Source organism: Streptomyces sp. PKU-EA00015 (assembly GCF_013387495.1).
GTDB lineage: Bacteria > Actinomycetota > Actinomycetes > Streptomycetales > Streptomycetaceae > Streptomyces.
Genome location: NZ_JABZEE010000015.1, coordinates 216,790 through 243,696, shown reverse-complemented (window position 1 = coordinate 243,696; position 26,907 = coordinate 216,790). Strand labels below are relative to the sequence as shown.

The window sequence follows — 26,907 nt, the reverse complement described above, 5'->3', positions numbered from 1 at the left end:
ACCGCCGTACCGGGCGGGACGGCGGTGCTCGCGGGCGGGGGAAGAGGCGACCGGCCCCGGGGGTGGCCCGGTCGCCCGCGGAATCGCGCGCCGGCAGGCCGGTTGGGCAAGGGCGCGGCTCGGTTCGTTCGCCTCCAGGGCGCTTCGGCGTGCGACAAACGGTCGACCGGTGCTCGAAGACTCACGCGGCCAAGCCGCATGCGACGCGAGCCCTCGCGGCCTCCACGTTCTCCCCCTTGCTGCGCTCGACCGGCGGCCTGCGGCCGCGGCCGCGCGCCCTGTCGGATGCGGCCTGCTCAGCCGACGTGGCTGACCACCGGCCAGTCGATGTCGACCTCGGCGGCCTTGTTGAGGTAGTTGGTGAACACGTTGAGCGCCACGTTGCCGATCACCTCGGTGATCTCGGCGTCGTTCAGACCGGCCTCACGGGCGGTCTTGAGGTCGCTCTCCTCCACGCTGCCGCGGGTGCGGACCAAAGCGGTGGCGAGCTTGAGAACGGCGGCGGTCTTGATGTCGCCCGACGTGGCGCGGCGGGCGTCGGCCGCCTGCGACTCGCTCAGGCCCGCGAGGTTCGTGGCGATGTAGGTGTGGGCGGAAAGGCAGTAGTCGCAGGAGTTCTCCTGGGCGACGGCGAGCGCGATGGCCTCGCGGATGCCGACCGGCAGGCTGCCGGTGCCGAGCGCTCCGGAGAACTCGAGGTAGGCCTTGAGCACGGCCGGGCTGTTGGCCATCACCTTGGTCATGTTCGGGGTGACGCCAAGGGCCTTGTGGACCGCGGCGAGGAGCTCGGCCGCGGAGCCCTGGGCGGTCTCGGGCTCAATGATCGGCAGGCGGGACATGGGGGCCTCCGGGTGATCGACAACCGTTCACATTTATAACGGTTGCTGCGCGTTTCTGACGTTAGAACGATGGCACAGACTTCTTATGGTTGCAAGGCGGCCTTACCATCAGGGGGTGAAACTGGACGAACTTCGGGGCGGTGGCGCCCCCACGCTGGGTGAGCCGCTGCCGATCGAACTGGGAAACGCCACCTATGCGGCACGCGGCCGGCTGGTCGACGGGCTGCAGACGGTGGAGCACGTGGCCGCCTGGTTCCGGGACAACCGGCACCGGTTCGCCGTGCCGCTCGACGACGGGGACCTGCTGCGCACGAACGAGCGGGACCTGGCGGCCACCCGCGCCCTCAGGGACGCCGTCCGCACCCTGACCGGCGTCGCCGTCAGAGGCGGTGACGCACCGCAGGAGGCCGTCGAGACGGTCAACCAGCAGGTGCGGGCGGCGCCGCGCTGGCGCGAGCTGTCCTGGGGCGGGGGGCCGCGGGCACTGGCGTGCGGATCGGTCGACCGGCTGGCGACGGCCCGTGCGGAGATCGCCCAGCAGGCCGTCGACCTGTTCGGGGGTCCGGACATCGCACAGCTGAGGGCCTGTCACGCGCCGGGCTGCGTGCTCTACTTCCTCAAGGACCACCCCCGGCGCGAGTGGTGTTCGGCGGGCTGCGGCAACCGTGCCCGGGCAGCACGTCACTACGAGCGGAACCGGAAGACCTCCTGACACCGCAACACCGGCCCTTCGGCGGGAAACGGGGCGGATGCCCGCTCCCCGGGACCGGCGTTGCGGCGCCGTCGCCGCTCAGGACGCCGGCGGACGCCCGGCCGGCCCGGCACCCGACAGCACGCGGAGCGGAGCGTCCGCGGCGGGCGCAGCGTCCGGGCCGGGCGCAGCGTTCGGGGCGGCCCTCCGCGGTCCGAGATGGGACGCGACCGCAAGGCATGCCGTCACCAGCACGATGTTCTTGATGATGTACTGCCCTTCCAGCGTGGGCAGCAGCGGTGAGCCATGGGCCCACACCACGTCCGGCGCGATGACGAGGGCGGCGAAGACGCCCGCCATGTGGACGAAGAACACCGCCAGCACCGTGCGCAGCAGCCATCCCGTGATCAGACCCAGGCCGATGCCGACCTCCATGACGGCCAGCAAGGGCCGGCTGACCTCGGCAGGGACCAGCCCGAAGGAGAGAACTCCCATGCACCGGGTGGCGATGTCCTGCGCGGGGCTCGCGCCCGGGAGAAATTTCAGGATGCCGAACCAGGCGAAGACGACCCCCACGCTGATCCGCAGGGCGAGGTCGCTGAACGGGTGGTAGCGCGCGGCGAGGGCTTGCGTTACCGTCGCCACGCGTCGGCGGGAACGTTCCAGGGCAGAGTTCATGCGACCCGTCCTTCGGTCGTTCGGGATATGAGCCGGAAAGCAGGAGAGCGGCCGGCGGCGGACACGCCGGTGCGGCCGCGTGGAGGTCACGACACGGCAGCCGGGCCGGCAGGGCCTGCCCGGGCGGTGAGGGCGCAGGAGCGGCCGCGGGCGAGCCGCGCAGCCCCCTCTGACGGACGCTAGCCAGACACCGAGGCCTCGGACGCTCGAGTCCCGGATGGCTGCCATCGGCCCCGCCGATCCGTCCGTGCGAGGCCCCGGCCCGTGTCGGACACACAACGCCCCCGTGAACACTTCCCCGAGCACCACAGGGGCCGAGGGGCACCGGCCCGGCGGACCGTGACCGTGCGTGACGCGCTTGTGCCCGCGTCCTGCCGGTCCGCCCCCTTCTCGCCATAGCTAAGGAGGGAACCTGGGCCTCCGCCTCCGCCCCGACGGAGAGCGGATCCTCCGCCAAGAGCGCCGTCACCGACGGTAATCAATACGGAGCGTTACGATCCAGCGCTTTCCCGCCACTGGCGTATTGCCAAGGGGCCGCCTCGCATGCCAGCATCCCTAACGGCAAGATGTCATCTTATTCATTAGAATGGGGGGCGGGGTGGCCATTGCTACGGGGGGGAAGACAATGGACTTGACGATGTATCAGCTGAGAACCTTCTGGGAAGTAGCCAGAACCGGAAGTCTCACCAAAAGCGCCAGAAATCTCGGCTATGCCCAGTCGAGCGTCACCGCACATATACGCACGATCGAGAACCGCGTGGGCTTATCGCTGTTCCAGCGACTTCCCCACGGGGTCCGGCTCACCGCGGCCGGAGAAGTATTCCAGACATACGTCGGCCGCATATTCTCCGTCGTGGACGAGATGTCCGCGGCACTCAAAGCCAACGGCGAGGCCACCGGGCGCGTCGTCGTGGGTTCGACCGCGCTGCTCATGGAGTACGAGATGGGCGAGCTGGTCCGCGAGTGCCGGTACCGCTACCCCGGCGTCCAGGTCTCCCCCAAGGTCATGACCGCGACCGAGGTCGAGAACGCGGTCGCCGCCGGCGAGGTCGACATCGGCCTCACGCTCACCACCGATCCGGCCGATGAGGTGCCGCGTGCTCCCGGCATCAGCCGGCAGTCGCTGTTCAAGGTGCCGCTCGTACCGGTCGGGGACCCGTCGCCGGCCCCCGGCTCCGGCCCGGAGGGCGGGCGGGTGCTCGTCGTGGACCCCGACTGCGTCTCCCAGGAGGTCCTGCTGCGCCACCTGCGGGCCGAGCGCGGCATCAACCCGTCGGTCATGGAGGCCGGTTCCACCCGCAGCGCCATCAGCCTGGCCAGGGCCGGACTGGGGATCGCCATGGTCCCCGAGGTGGCCGTCGAACAGGACCTGGGATGGGAGGGCCTGGCCGTGGTCGAGGACCTGCCGCGCACCGACGCCTACGTCCAGGCCCTGTGGGCCGGCACCACATGGCTGCCGCCGGCCGTCTCCGCCTTCCTCGACCTGGTCCGCAAGGCTCCCGGCGCCGCAGCCCGACAGGCCCTGGGGGTCTGACGGACCGCTGCACGGCATGCACCGGCCGGTGCGCCGTCCCCACGGGACGGCGCACCGGCCGAAGTCCTTCCCGCCCCGAATTCCGGCACCGGGCCCAGACCCCGAAAAGACTGATTCCTGTTATCGATTCTCACCGAAAACAGGCGACGGACACGACCGTAGGGTGAGAAACCCGTACATGCGCAATCGCGTCCGAACAGCCCTTTCAGGAATCAGGAGAACCACATGAGTGATATCCACTGCATCCGGAATGTATTCCGCAGCGGCTTCGACATCGACGAAGTGGACTGGGTGGCGTGGCAGGAGCCGGGACGCGTGGGCGTCGAGCACCACGTTCTGTGGGCACCGGACGCCGCTCAGGGCGAGGACTCGGCCGGCCTGCTGCTCCGCTTCCCGCCCGGCGCCCACGGCGACTACCACGAGCACCTCGGCTTCGAGCTCATGCTCGTCCTCGACGGCACGCTCGACCACAGCGACGGTGCCAGCTACACCAAAGGCGACCTCGTCGTCGAGGCACCCGGTACGCAGCACCAGATGTCCAGCCGTACGGGCTGCACCGTGCTGGCCGTCCGGACCCGTCCCGCCGCCGCCCGTACCCCCGACCGGGCCATCCGCCCCGTCGGCGCGGCCGCCGGCGCCTGAACCGGTCCCTTCGTCCAGCCGTCCCCCCGACCGAGCTTGTGAGGCTCCGCCATGCCCGCCCCCGTCCTGCCCCCTTCCGCACCGGTACGCCACGCACGGCCCGCGCGACGTGTCGTGGTCTCGAGCGTCTCCTCCGACTCCCACACCTGGAACCTGGTGTTCCTGCAGCTGCTGGTGGAGGAGACCGGGGCCGAGGTCGCCAACCTCGGCGCCTGCGTCCCGGACGACCTGCTGCTGGCCGAGTGCCGCCGCCTGCGCCCGGACCTCGTCGTCATCAGCAGCGTGAACGGCCACGGCTACCTGGACGGCCGAAGGCTCATCACCCGTCTGCGGGCGGAGGCCGACCTTGCGGACCTGCCCGTCGTCATCGGCGGCAAGCTCGGGACCCAGGGCCCGGGCGACGCGGCCCTGGGCACCGGCCTGCTCGCCGCGGGCTTCGACGCCGTCTTCGACGACTCGGGCGGCGTCGAGGAGTTCCAGCGGTACCTGGACAACCCCAGGCAACTCCTGCCCGGCCGCGCCGCGTCATGAGCGCCCATCCCTCCGTCCGCCTCGGCCGGTTCGCCACCGCAGTCGCCCAGGCCCGTGACGCCGGCGATCTCCTCGTCCAGCCCCGTATGGGCTTTCCCACCCGCACCCAGATGGCCTCCGGGCTGCGCGCGGTCGCCCGCGCCCGAGCCCGTACGGTCGGCACGATCACCCTCGACAGCTACACCCGCGTCGGAGACCACGACGCCGCCCGCCGTGCCCTGGCCGCGGGTGCCGACCTCAACGGCTTCCCGATCGTCGCCCACGGGGCCGCCGCCACCCGCGCCATGATCGCCGGTGCGGGGGCCGGGAGCCTGCCCCTTCAGGTCCGCCACGGCACCCCGCTGCCCCTCGGCGTCGTCCACGCCCTGGTCGACGCGGGAGTGGACGCGACCGAGGGCGGACCCGTGTCCTACTGCCTCCCCTACAGCCGCACCCCGCTGGACGACGCCGTCCGCGCCTGGGCACAGGCCAGCGAAGTCCTCGCCCACCGCGTTCCGGGCGCTCACATGGAGAGCTTCGGCGGCTGCATGCTCGGCCAGCTGTGCCCACCCTCCCTGCTGGTGGCACTGTCGGTGCTGGAAGGAATGTTCTTCCGTCAACACGGCCTGCAGAGCATCTCGTTGAGCTACGCCCAGCAGACCGACGACACCCAGGACACGTACGCCATCCGCGCCCTGCGCCGACTGGCGGCCCAGCACCTGGCCGGCACCGACTGGCACGTCGTGCTCTACACCTACATGGGCGTCTTCCCGCGCACCGCCCACGGCGCGCTGGAGCTGCTGCGCCGCAGTGCCCGGCTGGCCGCAGCCACCGGCACCGAGCGGCTCATCGTCAAGACCCCCGCCGAGGCACACCGCATCCCCACGGTCCAGGACAACGTCCAGGCCCTGGAGGAGGCCTGGGCCGCCGCACGAGCCGTACCCCGCACCGCCGCCTCGGCGACAGACGACCAGGACGGCGAACCGGAACTCGGCCTGGCCGTCCACCACGAGGCGAGCGCACTGATCAACGCCGTGCTCGAGTTGCACCCCGACATCGGACGGGCCCTGACCGAAGCCTTCAGGCGGGGCATCCTCGACGTCCCGTACTGCCTGCACGCCGACAACGCCCAGCAGGCCCGCAGCTACATCGACACCCACGGCCGGCTGCGCTGGCTGACCGCCGGCCGTATGCCGCTGACCCTCCCGCGGCCCGCCGGCACACCCCGACTGCGGGCCCACGACCTGCTCGGCATGCTCTCCCACGTCCAGCGGACCCTGGACCGTCAGGCGCTCGCCGCCAACCGCCCGCAGCCCGCCCGCCACCTGTCCGCGCCCGACCCGGTCTGACGGGCCCGGCCACGCCACGACCAGCCCGACCCCGGCAAGCAAGGGAAACCACCGTGACCACAGCCGCCCACCGCGCGAGCCCGCTCAGCATCGCCGTCATCGGCACCGGGCCCCGAGGCATATCCGTCCTCGAACGCCTCGTCCACCGCCTCCACACCCACGGCCCCTCGAACCGCCCGGTGCGCCTTTACGCGATCGACGCCGTCGAGGTCGGCGCGGGCCGCGTCTGGCGCACCGACCAGCCCAGCTGGTTCACCATGAACACCGTCGTGGGCCAGGTCACCATGTACTCCGGCGCCCCGGACGCGGGCCCCGCCCGGCCCGGCGCCGGGCCCTCGCTCGGCCAATGGGACGCCGAGCGGTCCCCCACCCGCGAAGAACAGCCCCTCGGCCCGGACGACTACGCCTCCCGCCGGCGTTACGGCCAGTACTTACGCTTCGTCTTCGACACCATCCGCAGCCACGTGCCGCCCGGCACCGACCTGCTGCCCCTACACGCCCGGGTCACCGCCCTCACCGCCCGCCCCGCCGGCGGCTACCACCTCCAACTCGACCACGAACCGGGCACCCTGACCGTGGACAAAGTCGTCCTCGCCACCGGCCACCCCACCAACGCCCCCACCGCCGCCGAGCAGGAACTGACCGACTTCGCCGCACGCCACCCCCAGCTGCACTACGTGCCCGCCGACTCCGCCGCCGAGATGGACCTCTCCCCCGCCGCCGTCCCGCCCCGCACGACGGTCGGGATCCGCGGCATGGGCCTGTCCTTCTACGACGTCATGCTCAGCCTCACCGTCGGCCGCGGCGGCACCTTCGTCACCGCGGCCGACGGCTCGCTGACCTACCGCCCCAGCGGTGCCGAACCCCGCATCGTCGCCGCATCCCGCAGCGGCCTGCCCATCCCGGCCCGGGGCCGCAACCAGAAGAGCCCCCAGTACAGCCACACGGCCCGCTTCCTGACCCGCGCGGCACTGAACGCCGCGCGCCACCACCGCGAACAGGTCAGCGGCAGCCCCCGACTGGACTTCGCCCAGGACGTACTGCCGCTGCTGCTCAGCGAGGTCGAGCACGTCTACTGCACGACACACGTGCGCACCCGTCTCGGCGAGGCCGCCGCGGCCGCGTTCGCCCGTCGTCACCTCGCCGTCGCCGGCGACCCGCAGGCAGTGCGGGCACTGCTGGCCGAGACAGGCCTGCCCGAGGTCGAACCGCCCGACATCTTCCGCCTGGCACGGCCGTTCGCCCACCGCCACTTCTCCTCCCCCGCCACCTTCCGCAGCGAACTGCTCCAGCACATCCGCCACGACCTCCACCAGGCCGAACTCGGAAACCACGACGGCCCGCTCAAGGCCGCCCTCGACGTCCTGCGCGACATCCGCAACATCGTGCGCGAGGCGGTCGACCACGGCGGCCTGCTGCCCCACTCCCACCGGCACGCCTTCCACACCCACTTCCTGCCCGCCAACGCGCTGCTCTCGGCCGGGCCGCCCCGAGAACGCGTGCAACAACTGCTCGCGCTCATCGAAACCGGCCTCGTCGACATCGCAGGCCCCGACGCCCGCTTCACCACCGACGAACAAGCGGGCCGCTTCCACGTCCACTCACCGCAGGTCGACGGCTCCGGCCACCACCTCACCGCCCTCATCGAGGCACGGATCCCCACCCCCGCCCTCGCCCGGGACACCTCCCCGCTCATCCGCCAACTCCTCGCCGACGGCATCGTCAGCGAATACGTCGTCGAGGACCTCGTCCACGGCCAGCGCCTCGACAGCACAGGCATGGCCGTCACCCCCGCCCCGTTCCACGTCATCGACCGCGACGGCAAGATCCTCACCGACCTCTACGCCATCGGCATCCCCACCGAGCACACCCGCTGGTTCACCCAGGTCGGCAGCAGCCGGCCCGGCGTCAACACCCTCTTCTACCGGGACGCCGACGCACTCGCCGCCGACCTCCTCACCCACCCGGCCCGGCCTCGCACCGCCCCGGCCCCGGCCCACGCGGCCCAGCGGTGAACGCCCCCCTGACACCGGCCGGCCGGGAATTCCGCCGAGCCCGCGACCTCCTGCTCGCCCACCACCACGACCCCGACGCCGCCTACCGGCGATTCCGCTGGCCGCGGCCCGCACACTTCAACTGGGCCCTGGACTGGTTCGACCCCATCGCACGCGACAACCACACCACCGCGCTGCAGATCACCGGACGCGGCCACGACCAGGCCCTGACCTACCATCAGCTGGCCCAGCGCTCCGACCGGCTCGCCGGCTGGCTCGCAGCCAACGGCGTACAGCGCGGCGACCCGGTACTTCTGCTGCTCGACAACCGCATCGAACTCTGGGAGAGCATGCTCGCCGCCATCAAGATCGGCGCGGTCGTCGTCCCCACCTACACCACCGCCACCGTCGACGACCTCACCGACCGGATCGACCGCGCCGGCATCCGCCACGTCATCGCCGAAAGCCGCCTCACCCCCCGCATCGACGCCGCAGCCGCCCTGCCGGTCACCAAAATCACCGTCGGCCCCCCGCCCGCGGGCTGGCTGGACTACCACGACTCCCACAGCCACACCCCGCCCCTCCCGCCACAGGAACCCACCCGGGCCGACGACACCCTCTTCTACTACTTCACCTCCGGCACCACCTCCCGGCCCAAAATCGTCCGCCACACCCATCTCAGCTACCCCGTCGGCCACCTCTCCGGCATGTACTGGAACGGACTGCGCCCCGGCGACCTCCACCTCAACATCTCCGCCCCCGGCTGGGCCAAGCACGCCTGGAGCTCCTTCTTCGTCCCCTGGAACGCCGAAGCGACCATCCTCACCCTCGCCCCCGGCGCCGACACCCCCGCAGACATCCTCGACGCCCTGACCCAGCACCCCGTCACCGGCTTCTGCGCCCCGCCCACCGTCTGGCGCTCACTCCTCGCCCACGGACTCCCCCGGCCACCCGCCCACCTGCGCGAGGCCACCAGCGCCGGCGAACCACTCGATGCCCCCACCCTCCTGGCCGTTCGCGACGCCTGGGGCCTGGACATCCGCGACGGCTACGGCCAGACCGAGACCACCGCCCAGATCGGCAACCCACCCGGCCGGCCCGCCCGGCCCGGCCGCATGGGCCTCCCCCTGCCCGGATACCGCATCACCGTCCTCGACCCCGAAACCGGAGCCCCCGTTCCCGACGGCGCCACCGGTGAACTCTGCATCGACCTCACCGACCGGCCGGCCGGCGTCATGGCCGGCTACCACGGCGACACCGCCCGCACCGACGCCGCCCTCACCCACAGCCACTACCGCACCGGCGACCTCGTCACACGATCCGCCAACGGCTACCTGACCTACATCGGCCGCGCAGACGACATGTTCAAATCCTTCGACCACCGCATCTCACCCCTGGAACTCGAACAAGCACTGCGCACCCACCCCGCCGTCGCCGACGCCGCCGTCGTCCCCGCACCCCACCCCATCGGACAATACGTACCGCACGCCATCCTCGTCCCCGCCCCCGGATGGCCACCCAACGACACAACAGCCACCGCCGTCCTCGCCGCAGCCCACACCCGCCTGCCCCCCGAAAAACACATCCACTCCACCACCTTCACCGACAGGCTCCCCAAAACACCCTCCGGAAAGACCCGCCGCACCCTGCTCCGCACCCAAACAGCCGGCTGAACCCCACCCCGGCAGCGCCCCACCCGCCCCCACCACACACCACCCCGACAAACCACCCCAACACCCCCGGGCCACGGGGAGTGTGTGAGAACGTAACGAGCCAAACCCACGACGACGAGAGCGGGTTGGAAGCAATGGCGGTCATCCACCACACGACGCTGACGCCCAGCAAACCGGAACTCCTCACCCCATGGCTGCCCGCCCAGCCCTGGCACACAGGCACCGGACACCCTCCCCAACTGACCAAAGCCGGCGGCTTCCGCCTCGACGACCCACAGGGCGAAGTCGGCATCGAATTCATGATCGTCACCGACGCATCCGGCAACCCACCACACACCTACCATGTCCCGCTCACCTACCACGGAACACCCCTCCACGGAGCCGATCACGCCCTCATCGGCACCGCCGAACACGGAGTGCTGGGACAGCGATGGATCTACGACGTGGCGTAGGCGGGCGAGTCCGGGCGAAGGTCCAGCTGCCCGGACTGCGCGTGGAAGGCGACGGGTAGTGGATCACTTCCCGCAGACTCCCCGGTAGCGTCGGGGTATGAGTCATCCGCATCCCGAACTGAAAGCCGCTCCTCCGCTGCCGGCAGGGGGACTGAGGGTCGTCGCGCTGGGCGGCCTGGGCGAGATCGGCCGCAACATGACGGTGTTCGAGCACGCCGGAAAACTGCTGATCGTCGACTGCGGCGTCCTGTTCCCCGAAGAGACACAGCCCGGGGTGGACGTCATCCTTCCCGACTTCACCTCGATCCGGGACCGCCTGGACGACATCGTGGCCGTCGTCCTCACCCATGGGCACGAGGACCACATCGGAGGCGTGCCCTATCTGCTGCGCGAGCGGTCCGACATTCCCGTCGTCGGTTCCAAGCTGACGCTGGCCTTCCTGGAGGCCAAACTGAAGGAACACAACATCAGGCCGCGCACTGTGCGGGTCCGCGAGGGCGACCGGCGGGGATTCGGCCCCTTCGACTGCGAGTTCGTCGCCGTCAACCATTCCATCCCGGACGGGCTCGCGGTCGCGATCCGCACGGATGCCGGCATGGTGCTGCACACCGGTGACTTCAAGATGGACCAGTTCCCCCTGGACGACCGCATCACCGACCTGCGCGCCTTCGCCCGGCTCGGCGAGGAGGGCGTGGACCTGTTCCTCACCGACTCCACCAACGCCGAGGTTCCCGGCTTCACCACCTCCGAACGCGAATTGAACCCCGCGATCGAGCACGTCCTGCGCACCGCACCGCGACGGGTCATCGTCTCCAGCTTCGCCAGCCATGTGCACCGCATCCAGCAGGTACTCGACGCCGCGCACCAGCACGGACGGAAGGTCGCCTTCGTGGGCCGGTCGATGGTCCGCAACATGGGCATCGCCCGCGAACTCGGTTACCTCAAGGTTCCCTCCGGTCTCGTGGTCGGCATGAAGGAACTGGAGAAGCTGCCGGACCACCAGATCACCCTGGTCTGCACGGGATCGCAGGGCGAGCCGATGGCCGCACTGTCCCGGATGGCCAACCGCGACCACATGATCCGGATCGGCAAGGGCGACACGGTCCTGCTCGCCAGCTCCCTGATCCCCGGCAACGAGAGCGCCATCTACCGCGTCATCAACAGCCTGACCCGCTGGGGCGCGAACGTCGTCCACAAGGGCAACGCCAAGGTGCATGTCTCCGGGCACGCCAGCGCCGGCGAACTCGTCTACTGCTACAACATCGTCAAGCCCCGCAACGTCATGCCCGTGCACGGCGAATGGAAGCATCTGCGGGCCAACGCCGACCTGGCGATCCGTACCGGCGTCGACCGGGACCGCGTGGTGATCGCCGAGGACGGCGTCGTCGTCGACCTGGTCGACGGGCACGCCTCGATCACCGGCAAGGTGCCCGCGGGCAACGTCTACGTCGACGGCATGACCGTCGGCGGCGCCACCGAGGCGTCCCTGAAAGACCGTGTCACTCTCGCGGAAGAGGGCGTGGTGACGGTGGTCGCGATCGTGGACGCCGACACGGGAGCGCTCGCGGAGGCGCCCGACTTCCTGGCCCGTGGATTCGTCCACGACGACACCACCTTCGAGCCCGTCATCCCGGTGATCGAGAAAACCCTGGCCAAGGCGGCGGAGGAAGGCGTCGGCGACGCCCACCAGCTCGAACAGCTCATCGCCCGCGCGGTCGCCAACTGGGCCTTCCGCACCTACCGCCGCAAGCCCCTCATCATTCCAGTGATCATCGACGCCTGACCGGCGTCGACCGCGGGTTACGGGCGGCAGCGAATCGCCCGCAACCTGCCGGTCCCTCCTGCTGCAGGCGGCATGAACTGCCCGGCCCGGCAGCGGGAAACGAGCAATTCGACAGGGATGAGCGCGCGTTTCGCCGAGCTCGACTGGAAGCCGACGCCGATGGGCGACGTCTCTCTGCGGCGGTGCCTCGCGGTGGACGGCCGGCGGCAGGGCAGCGTGGGGAGCGGAGTCCGCCCGGGAGCCCTTCGCACGTCGACCCGGCGGACCGCTCCTCGCAGTCCTCACAGAGTACGCAGGACGGCCACCACCTTGCCGAGGAAGACCGCGTCGTCACCCGGGATCGGCCGAACCGCCAACGGCGACACGGTCGTCGGCCGGTTCAAGACCCCCCACCGGCCGGGCCCACCCCCAGAGCCCCAGAACACCCCCCGTGCACCCCAGCCGCCGCCCCCGGCCCCCGGCCTGCCACGCCGCCTGACCAACCCCCTGACGTTCGTCGACGCCTGTCAGGCCCGAGAAGGCCCCGGCCGACGGCGCGACGGAGGCCGGACCCGGCCGGGCAGTACACCCCGCGGGTGGTCACCCCCCCCATGAGGGCGAGGAGAAACAAGGCGCCACCTCCGCAGCCCCGCCCTGGCGCTCACGCCAATGGGAGGTGCTGCGCGCCCGGCACGACGCACCACGGGCCCGCCGTCGGCCCCGCCCGAGGTGCCAGCACCATCACCACCGGCTCACTCCCGTCCGAGCGGATCACCATGCGGCAGGAGTGGCCAGTTCCGGGCCCCTGCCGGGACCCGGGAGCGCCGTGTGCAGACCCGGGCCTGCCAGCCCCCCGGGCAGGGCCGGGAATGCCCTGCAGGACTCACTCCTGGGCCCGCAGGACGGCGGCTATGGTGCGGCCGGTCAGACACGGTGGACCGGTGCTGACCTCTGAGTCCAGTGCCAGTTGACGGGTGCCCACTGCTTCTTCAGGGCGGTGCGTTGCCGGGCGTACATGCGCAGGGCCTCCTCGACTGCGGCGGCGAGGCCGGTGAGGTCGTCGGGAGCGGGCACACGCAGGATCAGGTGCTGCTTGTTGTGGACCAGCAGTAGGTCGCCGGCGGGCGAGCAGGCGGTGAGCGTGAAGTGGGTCAGCGGCTTGAAGGTCTTGGCCTCGTTGTCCAGTCTGACGCGCAGTACCCCGGCTTTGTTCCACGCGTACAGGCCGTAGCGGTTGAGGTGGTAGGCGTAGCCCCGAAGCGGGTCGGCGGCCACGTTGAAGCAGAAGCCGGTGAAAGGGGAGTCGCGCCATTCGTGCATGCCGTGGAGGCGTCCGGTCATCTCCCCCTGGTCGTTGACGAGGGCGAAGACGAACGGCTGACCCCGGCTGCCACCGCGGAACGTCTTGGCGAAAAGGGGGACGACGAACAGGTCATCGGCCAGCGGCACGGGCCTGCCGAGGCGTGAGTCGTGCCAGCCCGAGAGGCGGTCTTCGCCGGTCACCAGCTCGGTCAGCGCGGGCCTGGGCCGGTTCGCCAGTCCGACCGGGGCACCCTGGTACGCAACATGCGCGCGCAGGTCGACATCGCTGTGGCGGGCCGGTTCGGGATCAAGAGAGGCCAGTGCGTTGATCGTCGGCTTGGAAGCGGCCGTCAGAGCGCCGTCGGCCACGCCGACGATATTGGTGATGACGCTGCCGTAGTTCCACACACCGTATTCGGCGACGCTGCACAGAAGGCGGCCCGAGGGCGTGACGCTGATGGAGGTGGCGAAAGCATCGCCCGGTGTGAACTCCTCGAAGGGGCGGTCGTCCTTGGAGTCGTAGGTAGCAATGACCCGGCTCAGGTCGGGGGCGACCAGCGTGGTGCTGTTCGGGCCTGCACTGACGGCAAGGATGCCGTCCGGCAGGACGCACAGCGTCATGTCACCGCCGCTTGCCACAGCCGAGGCGGCTACGTCGTCGTCCGGGGAGCACACGGCACTCCCCAGCACCTCGCCGCCCGCGGAGTACCGCGTGATGATCCGGTAGCCGAAGTTGACTCTCGCCGGGTCCTGTTCGTCGTCGGCCACGCCGTAGGTGTACCGGTGCACGCGGGACAGCGCGTACATCTCACCGGTCGGTCCGGCCGCGACATCGTCAACCCCCAGACCCCATCCTTTGGAGTAGAGCGCGGTCAAGTCGATGCAGTGGAAGTCCACCAGCGTGCCCGGCAGGGTCAGCGGAAGCGTCTGGATCATGCACGCCATCCTGGGCCACAGCACTGACACCCGGCTCATGGGTGTGCGTCAGCGACCGATTCCTCACGGATGAACTCCATGCGGCGCAGGACGGCGCCGAGGCGGCCCGGTGCGGGAGCAAGGGGGGCCTGGAGACCGCGGCTGGAACCGGTGCGCAGTGGGGCGCGACGACCCCCGCGCCGGTGGAGCGCGTCCTCATCGATTCACGAAACGGCAGTGGTCGGGACGCAATACTCACGAGTTACGACGGCATCGGCCGCTCATAGAGTGATCAGCATGCCGATACCCGTCCATGCCCGCGCCCACCGGCCGCTGGCCGTGCCCCACCCCCGAACACCCGCACCGCGAGGAAAAGCGGATGGCCCTTCCCGGCCGGCGCTCACACCAGCTCGAGCTCTTCAGCGCCCGGTTGCACCGAACCGGCCGTCTCCGGCCCGTACACGACGCTCCACAGACCTGCCGCCGGCCTCGCCAGGTGCCAGCACCAACACCACCGACTCACCGCCGTCCGAGGAATCACCATGCGGCAGGCCGGATCGGGATGTTCGGAGAGCTCCGGAAGCACCGACGTCGCGGCTGCGCGCGGCACGGCCCTCCCCGCCGCCGGCGGACGTCGCAAACGGGCGCCGCCGTCCGGGTACGGAAGCAAGTCCCGCGGGTGACGAAGGACGCGGGGAACCATGCCCTGCGGTCGCGGCGTACCGGCGGACGAATCCGACGCTGCCCGGCCGGCCGTCCTACAGGGTGCGCCCGGGCACACGTCAACGACGTTCGCAGCGTTACCGCCCCGTCCCGCCTGCTCCGTCAGTCCCGGGACCAGGGCGCAGCCCGCGGTCCGCGACGCCGTCAGCGGTTGTCCGTGCAGCCCGCCCCGATTCGGTGGGGTTGGGGGTGTCTCAAATCCTGGGAAGCGACGGTGGATTTGACGGTGAGATATGCCACAAGCGCGATAGTCAAACCGTATACGAACTCAAGTCGCTCGGCACGGTGTCGTCTTCGCCGGGAGCGGTGCCAATCGAATTGTTTCGGCCTGCGTCGCCGAGGGCGGGCGCGTCGCCCCAAGCGAATTCCGGCCCGGCGAGCCGAGGAGGGGTGCCTTTCTGGTCAACACGCGGGCCGCCGTCACGGCCGGCCAGAGCGGACCGAGAGCAACAGAACCGAACCATCTCCCCCGCCAAAGTACGCCACAAACAAGACATATTGCGCATGATTCTCGATTTGCCTCGCCCCGACCTCGCTGTATGTTTCATGACGCAACAAACCGAACGCTGCGTCAGCGAGAGGGAGAACCACCATGAACGTCTCCACCCGTCAGCAGACTTGGAAGATCCAGACGGAATTACCCGTCGAGTACGAGATAGTCGAATCCCATGGCCTGCTGAATCCGGAGAACCCCGACCTCCTCACCATTCCCGGTGGAGGCCGCGGTGCGGGCACGCGACTCGTCGTCCTCGACCATTCCGTCGACGAGTTGTACGGCACGGAAATTCGCGCCTACTTCTCGAAGAATGAAGTGAGAGTCGACTATTTGACGCTTCCCGGCTCGGAGGAGAACAAGTCCATCGAGCGCGTCCTGGACGTGGTCAACAAGCTGAATGAGGTCGGCACCAACCGCCTCAGTTCCCCGCCGATCGTCATCGGCGGCGGCGTCGTGGCCGATGTCGTGGGACTCGCCGCGAGCCTCTACCGGCGCGGCATCCCGTTCGTCCGGGTGCCCACCACCCTCCTCGGCCAGGTCGACGTCAGTGTGGCCGCCAAGTCGGGCATCAATTACGGCGGGTACCGCAACCGCCTCGGTGCCTACACCCCTCCTCCGAGGACACTGATCGACCGCTCCTTCCTCGCCACCGTCCCCGACCGGCAGCTGCGCAACGGCATGGGCGAGATCTTCAAGATGGCCCTGATCAAGGACCTTCGCCTGTTCGAGCTCCTGGAGGAGTACGGCGCGGAGCTCATCGAGACGCGCTTCCAGGACCCGGAGCCCGGCAGCGAGGGTCTGGCGGGAACCGTAGCCGACGAGGTCATCGGCCGGGCCATCGCGGGAATGGCCGAGGAACTCCAGCCCAATCTGTGGGAGAAGGACCTGAAGCGGTCCGTCGACTACGGACACTCGTTCTCGCCCCTGGTGGAGATGCGGGCCCTCCCCGAGCTGCTGCACGGCGAAGCCGTGGCCATGGACTGCGTCTTCTCCGTGCTCATCGCCGCCGGCCGGGGCCTGATCGACGGCGACCAGTTCGAGCGCATCGTCGCCGTGGCGCGGCACATGGGGCTCGAACCCTCGCACCCGCTCTTCTGCGACGTGGAACTCGTCCTGGAGGGCCTCGCGGACACCGTGCTGCACCGCGACGGCATGCAGAACCTGCCGATCCTCACCACGATCGGCGAGGTGTGCTTCCTCAACGACGTGACCGACAGCGAGATCGAGCACGCCTGCGCGGGCATGGCCCGCCTGCTGGGCATGGACGCCGGCCGGCCGAAGCAGCGCGTCGGGGCCGACCGATGAGCGAGGACGCCGACGGCCGGAACCCGCTGGAAAAGGCGGTCGTGGTCGTCACCGGCGGCAGCGCGGGCATCGGCAGGGCGTCCGCCGTCGCGTTCGCCGAGGCCGGATTGCGCGTCGTCATCGCAGCCCGGAGCGAGAGGCGCGGTGCCGAGGCCGAGCGCGAGATCCGGGCGCAGGGAGGCGACGCGCACTTCGTCCGCTGCGACGTCACGAGCCCCAGCCAGGTCCACGACCTGTTCGCACGGGCCGTCGAGTTGTACGGCAGGGTCGACCACGCCTTCAACAACGCCGGTGTTCCCGGCGACGGACGCCTCGCGGACCTGGCACCCGAGGACTTCGACCCCGCCTTCGCCGTCAACACCCGGGGGCTGTGGCTGTGCATGCGGGAGGAACTGCGGCTCATGTCCGCCCAGGGCGGCGGCAGCATCGTCAACAACACATCGGTGCACGGCATCCGCACCGTCTTCCCCGGCATCGGCGCCTACGTCGCCTCCAAGCACGCCGCGGTAGCCCTGACCCGCGTGGCGGCCATCGAGCACGCCCACGAGGGCATCCGTGTCAACGCCGTCGCCCCGGGCCCCATCGAGTCCGACATGCTGGCCGCCTCCGAGGCGGCCGTCGGCGGGGCGACGACCTGGCGCGGCCTGATCCCGTCCGGGGAGATCGGCACCCCACGCCAGGTGTCCGACGTCGCGCTGTGGCTGTTCTCCTCCGCCTCCTCGTACGTCAACGGGCAAGTCATCGGCGTCGACGGCGGATTCCTCGCGACCTGATGACCCAGCGCCCCGCCCCCTACTGCTGCTCAGCGGAGCGAAGGACACAACCATGGAAAGCTTCACCACCTACGACTACGTCGTGGTCGGCGCGGGCGCGGCCGGCAGCGTCGTCGCCACCCGGCTGAGCGAGGACCCCCGTCGGCGGGTCCTGCTCCTGGAAGCCGGACCACCGGACACCGACGCGCGCATCGCCCGGCCCGCCTCCTGGCCGTCGCTGCTCGGCGGCGAGCTGGACTGGGGCTACCGCACCGTGCCGCAGGCCGCCCTCGACGGCAGACGCCTCGCCTGGCCCCGCGGACGGGTCGTGGGCGGATCCGGTGCCATCAACGCCATGGTGCACATCCGGGGCGCCGCCTCCGACTTCGACGCGTGGCAGCGCTGGGGCGGCGACACCTGGAACGCACGGCATCTCGTGCCGTACCTGGAACGCCTGGAAGGCCCCGCCCACGCGGCGCCGTACGGCAGCCTCCCCGTGGCGGAGAACACCGAACCCCATCCGTTCGCCGCCGCGTTCGTCGAAGCCGCGCAGAAGTACGGGCTGCCCGGCAACCCGGATTTCAACGCCGGCCGGCAGGAGGGCGTGGGCCTCTACCGGACCACCCGCACCGCCGCCGCCCCCGGCGCGCCGGCCCAGCGCGGCAATACCGCCCGCACCCACCTGGGACCCGCTCTCGAACGCCCCAACCTCACCCTCATGACGGACGCAGCCGTGCACGGCCTCCTGCTGAAGGCCGGCCTCGTGACGGGCGTACGACTCCGGCACGGCGGCACGGTGACCTCGATCCGCTGCACCACCGAGGTCGTGGTGTGCGCGGGAGCCGTCGCCGCCCCGCAACTGCTGCTGCTCAGCGGCATCGGCCCGGCGGCCGAACTGGCGGCGCTGGACATTCCCGTGGCCGTCGACCTGCCCGGCGTCGGCTCCAACCTCCATGACCACGTGCAGGTTTCGCTCGCCTACGACACCACCGAGGGTCACCCCGTCGCCGACTTCTCCAACCTCGGCGAGGCCGGGGGCTTCGTGTGCCTCGACAGCACGTCGGACGCGCCCGAGGTGCAGCTGTCCTTCGCTCCGATGAAGGACCTCAACAACGCGGCCCGCCTGGGCCACGGCTTCACCATCGGCCCGGGCGTCACCCGACCCCTCAGCCGCGGCCGGCTCACCCTGGCCTCCGCCGACCCCGACGAGCATCCCCTGATCGACCCCGCCTACCTCACCCACCCCGCCGACCTCGACGTCCTGGTGGAGGGCGTGCGCATCGCCCGTGACATCGCCGCCACCGACCCGCTCGCGAGCCTGACCACCGGCCGCGCACCCCTCAGCGCGGCGGCCACCCGCCGCGAACTGGAGGCGTTCGTGCGGGCCAACGCCCAAACCCAGTTCCACCCGGTCGGCACCTGTCGCATCGGCCTCGACGGGGATGTCGGCTCGGTGGTCGACCCGAGGCTGCGGGTGCGGGGCACGAGCGGCCTGCGAGTGGCCGACGCCTCCGTCATCCCGAACATGATCACCGGCAACATCCACGCAGCCGTGGCCGCCGTCGCCGAACGCGCGGCCCGGTTCATCCAGGAAGACAACGCATGAGGCAGGACAACGCATGACGGCACACGACGAGCGGAACAGCACCCTGCGCTGGGGTGTCCTGGGCGCCACCTCCTACATCGCCACCCACCTGATGCCGGCCATCGCCGCGACACCCGGCTGCGCGCTGACAGCCGTCGCCAGCCGCCCCGAACGGGCGGCCGCCGCGGCGGAGCTCGGCCGCGCCTTCGGCGCCACCGCCCACCCGGACTACGCGACGCTCCTCGCGGACCCCGCCATCGAGGCCGTCTACATACCACTGCCCAACACCGAACACGTCGACTGGACGCTGCGGGCCCTGGCGGCCGGCAAGCACGTCCTGGTCGAGAAACCCATGGCGATGGACGAGGACGGCTGCGCACGCGTCGAGAAGGCGGCCGAGGCGGCGTCGCGTACCGTCATGGAGGCGTTCATGTACCGCTTCCACCCGCAGCAGTTGCGCGCCGCCGAGATCCTCGCCTCCGGCGAGATCGGCGAACTGCGGCTCGTACGGGCTTCCTTCGCGTTCCGCATCGAGAGCGGCAGCGGCAACATCCGGCTGGACCCCGCTCTGGGCGGCGGAGCCACCTGGGACGTCGGCTGCTACGCCGTCGACGTCCCGCTGCTGTTCTTCGGGCAGGCTCCCCAGCACGTGAGCGCCCGCCTCAGCAGCCGCCCCGGCCTCACCGTGGACTCCAGCGCGGTCGCGACGATGGACTTCGGGCGAGGGCGCTCCGCGGTCGTCGACTACAGCATCGACTACGGCCCGCGCGCCGCCTACGAACTCCAGGGGACCCGCGGCACCCTCATGGTGCGCAACGCCTGGGCCATGGACGGTGAGGACGGGGTCATCACCGTCCTCACCGAGAACGGCGTCCGCGAGGAGACCGTCCCGGCGGCCAACCACTACCAGCGTCAGGTCGAAGCCTTCGCGCGAGCCGTGCGCAACGGAGCGCCCGCACCGATGTCGCTCACCGAGTCCCGGCGCACCGCCCGGGTGGGCAGCGCACTCGTGGCATCCGCCGCCGTCGGCGGCGTCGCCGTGGACACCTCGACCGACACGTCGGAGGCCCGGTGAAACCGACGAGATCACCGGCGGCAACCCGCACCCTGACGGTCTGCGTCGCCTCCGTCGGGGGGCTGCTCTTCGGCTACGGCACGGGCGTCATCGCCGGTGCCCTGCCGCTCGTCACCGCCGAGTACGGCCTCTCGCCCTGGGCCCAGGGCGCCGCGGTGTCCGCCGCCCTGCTGGGAGCCGCTCTGACGGCTCCCAGCAGCGGCCGGCTCGCGGACCGCTTCGGCCGGCTCCCCGTGATCGGTTCGGCGGCCGCGGTATACGCGGTGGGCACCCTCGCGTCCGCGGCCGCCACCGGCACCGGGTCGCTCCTTGCCGGGCGCTTCCTGGTCGGCCTGTCCCTGGGCGCCACGTCCTTCGCGGTACCGCTGTACATCTCGGAGATCGCGCCGCCGGCCCGCCGGGGCGCACTGGTCACGCTCAACCAGCTCATGATCACAGTCGGGCTGCTGCTGTCCTACGTCGTCGCCTATGCCCTGGAACCGTCCGGAGCCTGGCGCTGGATGCTGGCCGTGGGTATCGCCCCGGCCCTCCTCCTGCTGGGCGGGATGTTCCTCGTCCCCGAGTCACCGGACTGGCTGCACAGCCGGGGCCACGGCTCGCGGGCGGCGCTGGCGGCGGCCCGGCTCGGTATCGGGACGGGGAGCAGCCCCACGGCGGAGGGCCCGGTGCGCGGAACCGGTCTGCGCGTGGCCTGCGCCCGGGCGGGGCGCCGGTGGGTGGCGCTGGGCCTCGCGATCGCCGTCCTGGTCCACCTGACCGGCCTGAACACCGCTATCTACTATGCGCCGACGATCCTGGCCTCCAGCGGCCTCACATCGGCCGGTGGCATCGTCGGCTCGATCCTGGTGGGATTGTGCAATGTCGCGGCCACGGTGATCACCGTACTGGCCCTGGACCGCTGGGGACGGCGACCGCTGATGATCGGCGGACTCGTCGTCATGGCGCTCACCGCCCTGGGGATCGCTTTCGCCGGGCTCCTCGGCCACGAGGGCACCGTCACCGCTCTACTGCTGTGCGTGTTCATCACGGCCGGCGCGGTCGGCCCCGCCGCGGTGTTCTGGGTGTACATCTCGGAGATCTATCCCTCCGAGGCGCGGGGAGCGCTGATGAGCGTGGCCACCGCGGCCCACTGGGCGGCGGACTTCGTGGTCGCCACCACGTTCCTCCCTCTGGTCCAGCAGCTGTCGCTGGCCGGGACGTTCGCCCTGTACGCGGCGGTCACCGGCGCGTCGGCGCTGGCGCTGGCCCGGTGGATGCCCGAGACACGGGGTAGGCCACTGGTGGCGTCCGGGCGGCCGGCGGCCGCCGTGCACCACGCCGACTGAATTCCCTCCACCTTCTCCGACCCGCCCCGCTCAGACCCTGCTCAGCCTGATCGCAGAACCCGCCACGGCCCTCCTCCGACTCGACCCGACCCGACCCGGCTCGACCCGTCCGGGCTCACACGGGCGGGACCCGGACAGGGCCCACACCCAGAAGGCTCCTTTCGCATGCACCCCGACCTTGCCCCCCGCCACGCCAGCTGCCTGCTCTTCGACTGGGACGGCACTCTGGTCGACAGCCAGTACGCCAACTACCGGGCCATGGCAGCCGTCCTGGCCCCGGAAGGCGTGCACCTGGAACAGGAATGGTTCGACGCCCGTACGGGCCTCTCGTCGGCGGAGATGATCCGCGCCCTGGTCGACGAGCGCGCGCTCACGCTGTCCCGCCCCGTGGAGCAACTCGTCGCCGACCGCGACGAGACGTTCCTCAAGGAGGCCCACACCGTGCGACCGCACCGGGAGGTGCTGCGGGTCGTCGAGGCCATGCACGGCCGGGTCCCCATGGCGGTGGCGTCCGGCGGAGCGCGCCGCGTCATCGAGGAGACCCTGCGCCACCAGCCGTTCAGCGAGCACTTCGACACCCTGGTGGCCCGTGACGACGTCGACCGGGGTAAGCCCGCACCCGACATCTTCCTGCGCGCGGCCGAGCTCCTCGCGGTCCATCCCTCGCGCTGCACGGTCTACGAGGACAGCGACGAGGGCATCGAGGCGGCCCACGCGGCGGGCATGACGGTCATCGATGTTCGCCCCTACACCGGCACCCGTTCCCGGTCCGGCGCCTGATCACCCCCGGTGGACCGGCTCGGCGAGGAACCTGCTGGTGAGTTGCTCACCGAAGAAGCTCGGCTTCTCACCGATCAGGCCGAACTTCGTCATGCCGGCCGCCCCGTGGGATGGCCGACACGGGCCGAGTGCGCAAAGCCTGGTGGGCCGGACTGCCAGTCGCTTCCTGCGCCACGGCGGCGTGTTCACTGGCCCCTGGACCAGAGCAGCCCCTTGAGCTTTCGGGTGGACGGCGGCCCTGGCGTTCGGCCCGCTGGTCGTGCACTCCCGCAGCAGCGACAGGACCTCTCGCGTCATCGGCACCGTCTCGAACTGCCCGTGTGCCGAAGGCCGCACTGTCGGACGCGCCGGCCGTCACCATCCGGGATCCGGCCGAGCTTCTCGACGTCGACGTGGACCGGTTCGCCCGACCGGTCGCGTTCGTAGCGGCGGATGACCTGGTCGGTGGGCCACTCCAGGAGCACCACCGCGGCCCCGCTCGCTGTGAGCCACGCCGGCCGGCCTCCGGTTCGCGGACCTGTGCCGGCAGGCCGGTGCGGCGGCGCACCGAGTACGCCTGGAACGGTGACGACCGGGTGCCGCCTGCCTGACATCACCCCGGGGACCGGACTCGTGATCCCTCAGGTGATGGGTTCAGCCTCCTACGGCCTTCGCCCAGCCCCGGTCGACCGTCACCCTCGCCTTCTCCAGTTGCGCGTCCGTGGGGAACTGGGGCTCCCCCTCGACCGTCGGCAGTTTTGCCGCGGCGTCCTCGTCGAGGGTGCCGTCCTCGCGCATGGTCTCCATCAGTACCGCGCGGGCGTAGCCCTTGAGCCGGAGGTTCTGGCCCGTCGCGCTGAAGAGATACTCCTGCCACAGGCGGGCCGCCGCCGGGTGCGGGGCGTTCTTGTTGACGGCCAGGGCGTAGTACTGGGCGAAGCTGCCGTCGAAGGGGATCGCGACCCGCCAGTCCACACCCTTGTCACGGACTTGGTGATCAGCTCGCTGAAGACGAGTTCGGCGGCGAAGTCGATCTGCTCGAGGCCCCATTCCCGGAGCCGCCGGACACAGGCGGCGCGGACCGGGGCGACCGCCGCCGGGTCGCGGGGCACCTGCCATTCGGCGATCCGGGTGGGATCGAGCCATTGCGTGCGGGCCACCAGCAGCGCGATGTCGTCCCGGGGCCGGTCCGGCATCATGGCGTCGACGACCGCGGCGCAGGTTTCCTCCGGGGAACGGTAGCCGACCGCTGGACGCCGGTCTGATGCGTCAGTCCAAGGTCTGCGTCAGTTCACTCCGGCTCGGTGTGTGAACGATACGGCCGTACCCTCCGTTGACGATCGGCATGTAGGGCGGCACGTGGCCGCACTCGATGTCGGCGATGATCGGCACGTTGAGAGAACCAAGTGCGTCGAGGACGGCCTCGTGCTGGCTGAGGGAACGGTTGTCGGCTGCGTTGGTCCGGCCGACGAGAACCGCGTCGCGCGGGAGCCGCCCTCTCAGCGCGCGGTGTCCGGCACCGCGTGCTCAAGGCCAAGGCGGCGGGCGTAGCGCTCCGGCCGGACAGTCGTCACGGCGAGGGACGCCGGCAGTCGCTGGTGGCGCACGGTCGGATCCGGTTGCTGACCGGCGTAGGTCCGGTTTCTGACGGACCAGACGTCGCCGTACAGACGGGCGCATGCTCACATCGATTGGCGCTGGCCGGCTGCCGAGTGCGACATCGGCGAGGTGCCGCACGTAGGGGCTATGACACCAGTCGTCCGGTGCGCCGCCCGCCGTTCCCTTGCCGCACCACCAGAGCGGGTACGGCCTCGACCGCGAGGCTGCGCCTCAGGCGCCTTTCGGGCGGAAGCCCGCTCGCCCTGGTCACCTCGTTGAAGAGACCCTATGGGCATGGAGTTCTTCTGCTACCACCGAGACCGGCCCGGATCCCTGCCGCTGCGCTCCGAGCTACTGGAAGAGCACTGGTCCTACATGGACCGGTACGCGAAGGAGATGATCGCCCGGGGCCCGACCCTCGCCGACGAGGGCGACGCACCCACCGGCAGCGTGCACATCCTCGACCTGCCCGATCCCGCCGTCGCCCGCGCGTTCGCCTTCGACGAGCCCGGCTACCAGGCCGGCGTCTACCGGGACGTGCTGCTGCGGCGGTGGCGCAACCTGCTGGGGCGCACCATGTGGGACTTCCCTGGTGGCCGGACCGGCGGCAACCGGTACCTGGTGCTCGGCCTCGGCGCGGGGCAGGCCGCCGACCTCGCGGTGCCGCCCGACCGGGACGAACTGATCTCCTACGGGCCGCTGCTGTCCGACGACGGTGACACCTGGCTGGGCACGGCGGCGTTGCTCCGGGCGCCGGACCCGGACACGGCACGCGCCATACTGACCCCGGACCGGTACGCCGACATCGAGGTGCACAACTGGCAGTTCGGCGGGCGGCCGTCATAGCCCCAGGACGTCCGGCCGGCGCACCGCCGAAGCCCTTCGGATCGCTCAGCATCCTCGCGTTTCACGCGAACCCACGGATGCATCGGCCTGACGCACACCGGTGGACCCGTAGGTTCGCGTTGAAGACCCCTCAGTTCCCCTGTACACACGGGGATCTCGAGGTGCCGGTAAGAACGGTGTCACCAGCCTGAACTGCGCACGAAGTCGGAGAGGCCGTCGAGGGTTGGGGACGTCGTGCAGGGCCGGGTGAGGATTTGCCGAAACTGCTGCTCAGTCCCCGTTTCTTGCAGGGATGAGAAGGATGTTCACCCTGGTTGACATCTCCAACCGCTCGGCCGCCCCCGGCTCCATGCGGAGCCGGGGCGGTTTCTCGTCGTGTGCGGTCAGGACCGGGGAGGGTTGCGGCACAGGCAGAACGGATGCCCGGCCGGGTCGGTGTAGACCTGCCAGCCGTAGCCGGACTCGCCGACGAAGCTCTTCTGGAAGGTGGCGCCCAGCTTGATCACCCGGCGCTGCTCGGGCTCGAACTCGTCCACTTCGAAGTCGAGGTGGAACTGCTGCGGATGCTCCTGGCCCGGCCAGCTGGGCTGCTGGTAGTTCTCCACCCGCTGAAACGACAGCTCGACGCCGTCGTTGCGCAGGTTGACCCAGTCCTTCTGGCTGATGTCGGTGTTGATCTCCCAGCCCAGCAGCTCGGCGTAGAACTCGGCCAGCTTCCAGGGGTCGGGGCAGTCGAGGATGACATCGGTGAACGTCAGCATCCGATCATCATAATTCGCGGCGCCGGACGCCCGCGATGCATTGGTCGGCGGCGAGCTCCCGTTCGAGGCCGTTGACGAAGGCGTGGAGCCTGGGCAGGTCCTCGGCGCGGACCGCCTTGATCCCCTGCGGGAGCTGGTCACCCTGGAGTTGGGTGAGCATCTGCCCGAAACGCGCGTACGTGCCCGGTGAGGGCATCCAGTTCAGGGCAGCAGGCGAGGACGGATTTGAGCTTCAGCCGCTCAATCTCCGGCAGGGTGTCGGGGTGAGTCAGGATCCAGCCGGCCGCCGTCCGTGGGGACGGCGGCCGGGCTGCCGGTGTGGTCGGGGTTGTGCGAAACGGCTGGAGGTAGGCGTGTTGGGGCTTCGTGAGAGTCCCCAGACCTGCTCTTCACCACCACGTGGTTGCCGGCTCAATGAAGGGGGCGGCTCGGGGCTGAGGAACATCGCGTAGATCGTCCGCCAAGCCTCTGGTCGTGCTCATCGCGCGTCGGCCTACAGTCGCTCGATCAGCTGGACGACGATCTCCGGCTCGCGCAGCGTCGGGAAGTGGTCGGAGGCGGCCAGTCGGACCAGGCGGCAGCGGGGGATCCGGTCCGCAATCTCCTCGTTGCAGCGCACCACCTCGGGCTGGTCCAGCTCCCCCAGCGCCAGCAGCGCGGGCGCGGCGATATCCCCGAGCCGGTCGAATGCGGGGGCGTCGGTCCCCTGGTGACCGGCAATGCTGAACCAGGCGGGCAGTACACCCCGGAGCTGGGCGGCTGCAACCGGATCGGCCTTTGGGCTGCCGCCGCCGGCCCGCCCCCAGATACCGAGCGCGAGTTGCACGATGCCCTCCATGTCACCGGCACTGGCCAGCTTCCCCACCTGTTCGTAGAACCCGGGCGGAGTCCCGTCGTACCCCGTGACCCCAGGCATGAAGAGTGCAAGGCCTGCGACCCTGTCCCGGGCGTCCAGAGCCAGACTGATCGAGGTGGCGCCGCCCATGCTGGAGCCCACCAGCACCGCACGGCTCAGCCCGAAGTGGTCGAGGACCGCGGCAAGGTCCTCGACAAGGGAATACGCAGCAGTCGGCGCGGGCGAGCGGCCGAAGCCGCGGGAGTCGTAGCGGATCACCCGGCGCCGTGCGGTAAGCGCCGGGAGAACGGGGTCCCAAATCGTTGAGTCGCCGACGCCGGGGTGGAGCAGGACCAGGGGCATCCCGTCTCCTCCCGAATCGTCTGCCCACAGTTCACCGTTGCTTGCAGGCACCTTGGTCTCCATGATTTTCAGCCTGGTTGAACGGTACGGGCGCCCGCCAGCGGGATCTCAGCCGTGATCGCCGCCACGGACCCGTCCCGCC

General features: G+C 70.6%; 21 protein-coding genes and 5 pseudogenes. 17 read left to right on the top strand and 9 right to left on the bottom strand.

Annotated features, from left to right (window positions below; all coding sequences use genetic code 11):
- Positions 1 to 296: 296 nt before the first annotated feature.
- On the bottom strand, positions 297 to 839 hold the full coding sequence (locus HW130_RS14370) for a carboxymuconolactone decarboxylase family protein (protein ID WP_177149924.1): 543 nt from the start codon (positions 837 to 839) through the stop codon (positions 297 to 299).
- A gap of 115 nt (positions 840 to 954) precedes the next feature.
- On the opposite strand from HW130_RS14370, the gene HW130_RS14365 reads away from it, so the two are divergent.
- Positions 955 to 1,551, top strand: a complete 597-nt coding sequence (locus HW130_RS14365) for an ABATE domain-containing protein (protein ID WP_309140435.1) — start codon at positions 955 to 957, stop codon at positions 1,549 to 1,551.
- A 78-nt stretch (positions 1,552 to 1,629) separates the two neighbouring features.
- Here the strand turns inward: HW130_RS14365 and HW130_RS14360 are convergent, their stop codons facing one another.
- Positions 1,630 to 2,208, bottom strand: a complete 579-nt coding sequence (locus HW130_RS14360) for a DoxX family protein (protein ID WP_177149922.1) — start codon at positions 2,206 to 2,208, stop codon at positions 1,630 to 1,632.
- Between the two features lie 586 nt (positions 2,209 to 2,794).
- Between HW130_RS14360 and HW130_RS36980 the strand changes: the two are divergent.
- The 9 genes and pseudogenes from HW130_RS36980 to HW130_RS14320 form a co-directional block, all read left to right on the top strand.
- Positions 2,795 to 3,013 (top strand): annotated as a pseudogene (locus HW130_RS36980) (LysR family transcriptional regulator); the annotation flags it as partial.
- A gap of 57 nt (positions 3,014 to 3,070) precedes the next feature.
- Positions 3,071 to 3,742 (top strand): substrate-binding domain-containing protein, encoded by a 672-nt coding sequence (locus tag HW130_RS14355; protein ID WP_256356091.1) that lies wholly within the window; start codon positions 3,071 to 3,073, stop codon positions 3,740 to 3,742.
- 225 nt (positions 3,743 to 3,967) lie between these two features.
- Complete coding sequence (locus tag HW130_RS14350; protein WP_177149920.1) at positions 3,968 to 4,384, top strand: cupin domain-containing protein; 417 nt, start codon at positions 3,968 to 3,970, stop codon at positions 4,382 to 4,384.
- A 51-nt stretch (positions 4,385 to 4,435) separates the two neighbouring features.
- Positions 4,436 to 4,915, top strand: coding sequence for a cobalamin B12-binding domain-containing protein (locus HW130_RS14345; RefSeq protein WP_177149919.1), 480 nt, complete (start codon positions 4,436 to 4,438; stop codon positions 4,913 to 4,915).
- Positions 4,912 to 6,243: a methylaspartate mutase gene (locus HW130_RS14340; RefSeq protein ID WP_177149918.1), complete on the top strand. Its 1,332-nt coding sequence runs from the start codon at positions 4,912 to 4,914 to the stop codon at positions 6,241 to 6,243. The genes HW130_RS14345 and HW130_RS14340 overlap by 4 nt, the downstream gene beginning before the upstream one ends.
- Positions 6,244 to 6,296: 53 nt before the next feature.
- Positions 6,297 to 8,258 carry an FAD/NAD(P)-binding protein gene (locus tag HW130_RS14335; protein WP_177149917.1) on the top strand — a complete coding sequence of 654 codons (1,962 nt, stop codon included), beginning with the start codon at positions 6,297 to 6,299 and terminating at the stop codon, positions 8,256 to 8,258.
- Positions 8,255 to 9,910: an AMP-binding protein gene (locus tag HW130_RS14330; protein WP_309140434.1), complete on the top strand. Its 1,656-nt coding sequence runs from the start codon at positions 8,255 to 8,257 to the stop codon at positions 9,908 to 9,910. Before HW130_RS14335 ends, HW130_RS14330 begins: the two co-directional genes overlap by 4 nt.
- A 134-nt stretch (positions 9,911 to 10,044) precedes the next feature.
- Positions 10,045 to 10,353: pseudogene (locus HW130_RS14325) on the top strand (1,4-alpha-glucan branching protein); the annotation flags it as partial.
- 106 nt (positions 10,354 to 10,459) lie between these two features.
- On the top strand, positions 10,460 to 12,145 hold the full coding sequence (locus HW130_RS14320; protein ID WP_177149915.1) for a ribonuclease J: 1,686 nt from the start codon (positions 10,460 to 10,462) through the stop codon (positions 12,143 to 12,145).
- A gap of 903 nt (positions 12,146 to 13,048) precedes the next feature.
- Here HW130_RS14320 and HW130_RS14315 read toward each other — a convergent pair.
- A complete protein-coding gene (locus tag HW130_RS14315; protein WP_177149914.1) occupies positions 13,049 to 14,362 on the bottom strand; it encodes a hypothetical protein in 1,314 nt (437 codons plus the stop codon).
- Positions 14,363 to 15,656: 1,294 nt separating this feature from the next.
- Between HW130_RS14315 and HW130_RS14310 the strand changes: the two genes are divergently transcribed.
- The 6 genes from HW130_RS14310 to HW130_RS14285 all read left to right on the top strand — a co-directional run bounded on the left by HW130_RS14310 (position 15,657) and on the right by HW130_RS14285 (position 22,382).
- Entirely contained in the window at positions 15,657 to 16,865 is a 1,209-nt protein-coding gene (locus HW130_RS14310; RefSeq protein WP_177149913.1) for a sedoheptulose 7-phosphate cyclase, read from the top strand.
- Positions 16,862 to 17,638 (top strand): SDR family NAD(P)-dependent oxidoreductase, encoded by a 777-nt coding sequence (locus HW130_RS14305; protein WP_177149912.1) that lies wholly within the window; start codon positions 16,862 to 16,864, stop codon positions 17,636 to 17,638. Before HW130_RS14310 ends, HW130_RS14305 begins: the two co-directional genes overlap by 4 nt.
- A gap of 52 nt (positions 17,639 to 17,690) precedes the next feature.
- Positions 17,691 to 19,223, top strand: coding sequence for a GMC family oxidoreductase (locus HW130_RS14300; protein ID WP_177149911.1), 1,533 nt, complete (start codon positions 17,691 to 17,693; stop codon positions 19,221 to 19,223).
- 13 nt (positions 19,224 to 19,236) lie between these two features.
- Positions 19,237 to 20,277, top strand: a complete 1,041-nt coding sequence (locus HW130_RS14295; RefSeq protein WP_256356078.1) for a Gfo/Idh/MocA family protein — start codon at positions 19,237 to 19,239, stop codon at positions 20,275 to 20,277.
- Entirely contained in the window at positions 20,274 to 21,602 is a 1,329-nt protein-coding gene (locus HW130_RS14290; protein WP_177149910.1) for a sugar porter family MFS transporter, read from the top strand. The genes HW130_RS14295 and HW130_RS14290 overlap by 4 nt, the downstream gene beginning before the upstream one ends.
- A 165-nt stretch (positions 21,603 to 21,767) precedes the next feature.
- Entirely contained in the window at positions 21,768 to 22,382 is a 615-nt protein-coding gene (locus HW130_RS14285; RefSeq protein ID WP_177149909.1) for an HAD family phosphatase, read from the top strand.
- A gap of 320 nt (positions 22,383 to 22,702) precedes the next feature.
- On the opposite strand, the pseudogene HW130_RS35930 reads toward HW130_RS14285, so the two are convergent.
- From HW130_RS35930 to HW130_RS14270, 3 pseudogenes are all read right to left on the bottom strand, one after another.
- Positions 22,703 to 22,828: pseudogene (locus HW130_RS35930) on the bottom strand (IS481 family transposase); the annotation flags it as partial.
- Positions 22,829 to 23,015: 187 nt separating this feature from the next.
- A pseudogene (locus tag HW130_RS14275) lies at positions 23,016 to 23,354 on the bottom strand (ABC transporter substrate-binding protein); the annotation flags it as partial.
- A 276-nt stretch (positions 23,355 to 23,630) separates the two neighbouring features.
- Positions 23,631 to 23,843 (bottom strand): annotated as a pseudogene (locus HW130_RS14270) (LD-carboxypeptidase); the annotation flags it as partial.
- 411 nt (positions 23,844 to 24,254) lie between these two features.
- On the opposite strand from HW130_RS14270, the gene HW130_RS14265 reads away from it, so the two are divergent.
- On the top strand, positions 24,255 to 24,806 hold the full coding sequence (locus HW130_RS14265; protein WP_177149907.1) for a YciI family protein: 552 nt from the start codon (positions 24,255 to 24,257) through the stop codon (positions 24,804 to 24,806).
- A gap of 383 nt (positions 24,807 to 25,189) precedes the next feature.
- Here HW130_RS14265 and HW130_RS14260 read toward each other — a convergent pair whose 3' ends face one another.
- The 3 genes from HW130_RS14260 to HW130_RS14250 all read right to left on the bottom strand — a co-directional run bounded on the left by HW130_RS14260 (position 25,190) and on the right by HW130_RS14250 (position 26,828).
- On the bottom strand, positions 25,190 to 25,567 hold the full coding sequence (locus tag HW130_RS14260) for a VOC family protein (protein ID WP_177149906.1): 378 nt from the start codon (positions 25,565 to 25,567) through the stop codon (positions 25,190 to 25,192).
- A gap of 7 nt (positions 25,568 to 25,574) precedes the next feature.
- On the bottom strand, positions 25,575 to 25,763 hold the full coding sequence (locus HW130_RS14255; RefSeq protein ID WP_177149905.1) for a hypothetical protein: 189 nt from the start codon (positions 25,761 to 25,763) through the stop codon (positions 25,575 to 25,577).
- Between the two features lie 297 nt (positions 25,764 to 26,060).
- On the bottom strand, positions 26,061 to 26,828 hold the full coding sequence (locus HW130_RS14250; protein WP_177149904.1) for an alpha/beta fold hydrolase: 768 nt from the start codon (positions 26,826 to 26,828) through the stop codon (positions 26,061 to 26,063).
- Positions 26,829 to 26,907: the final 79 nt, after the last annotated feature.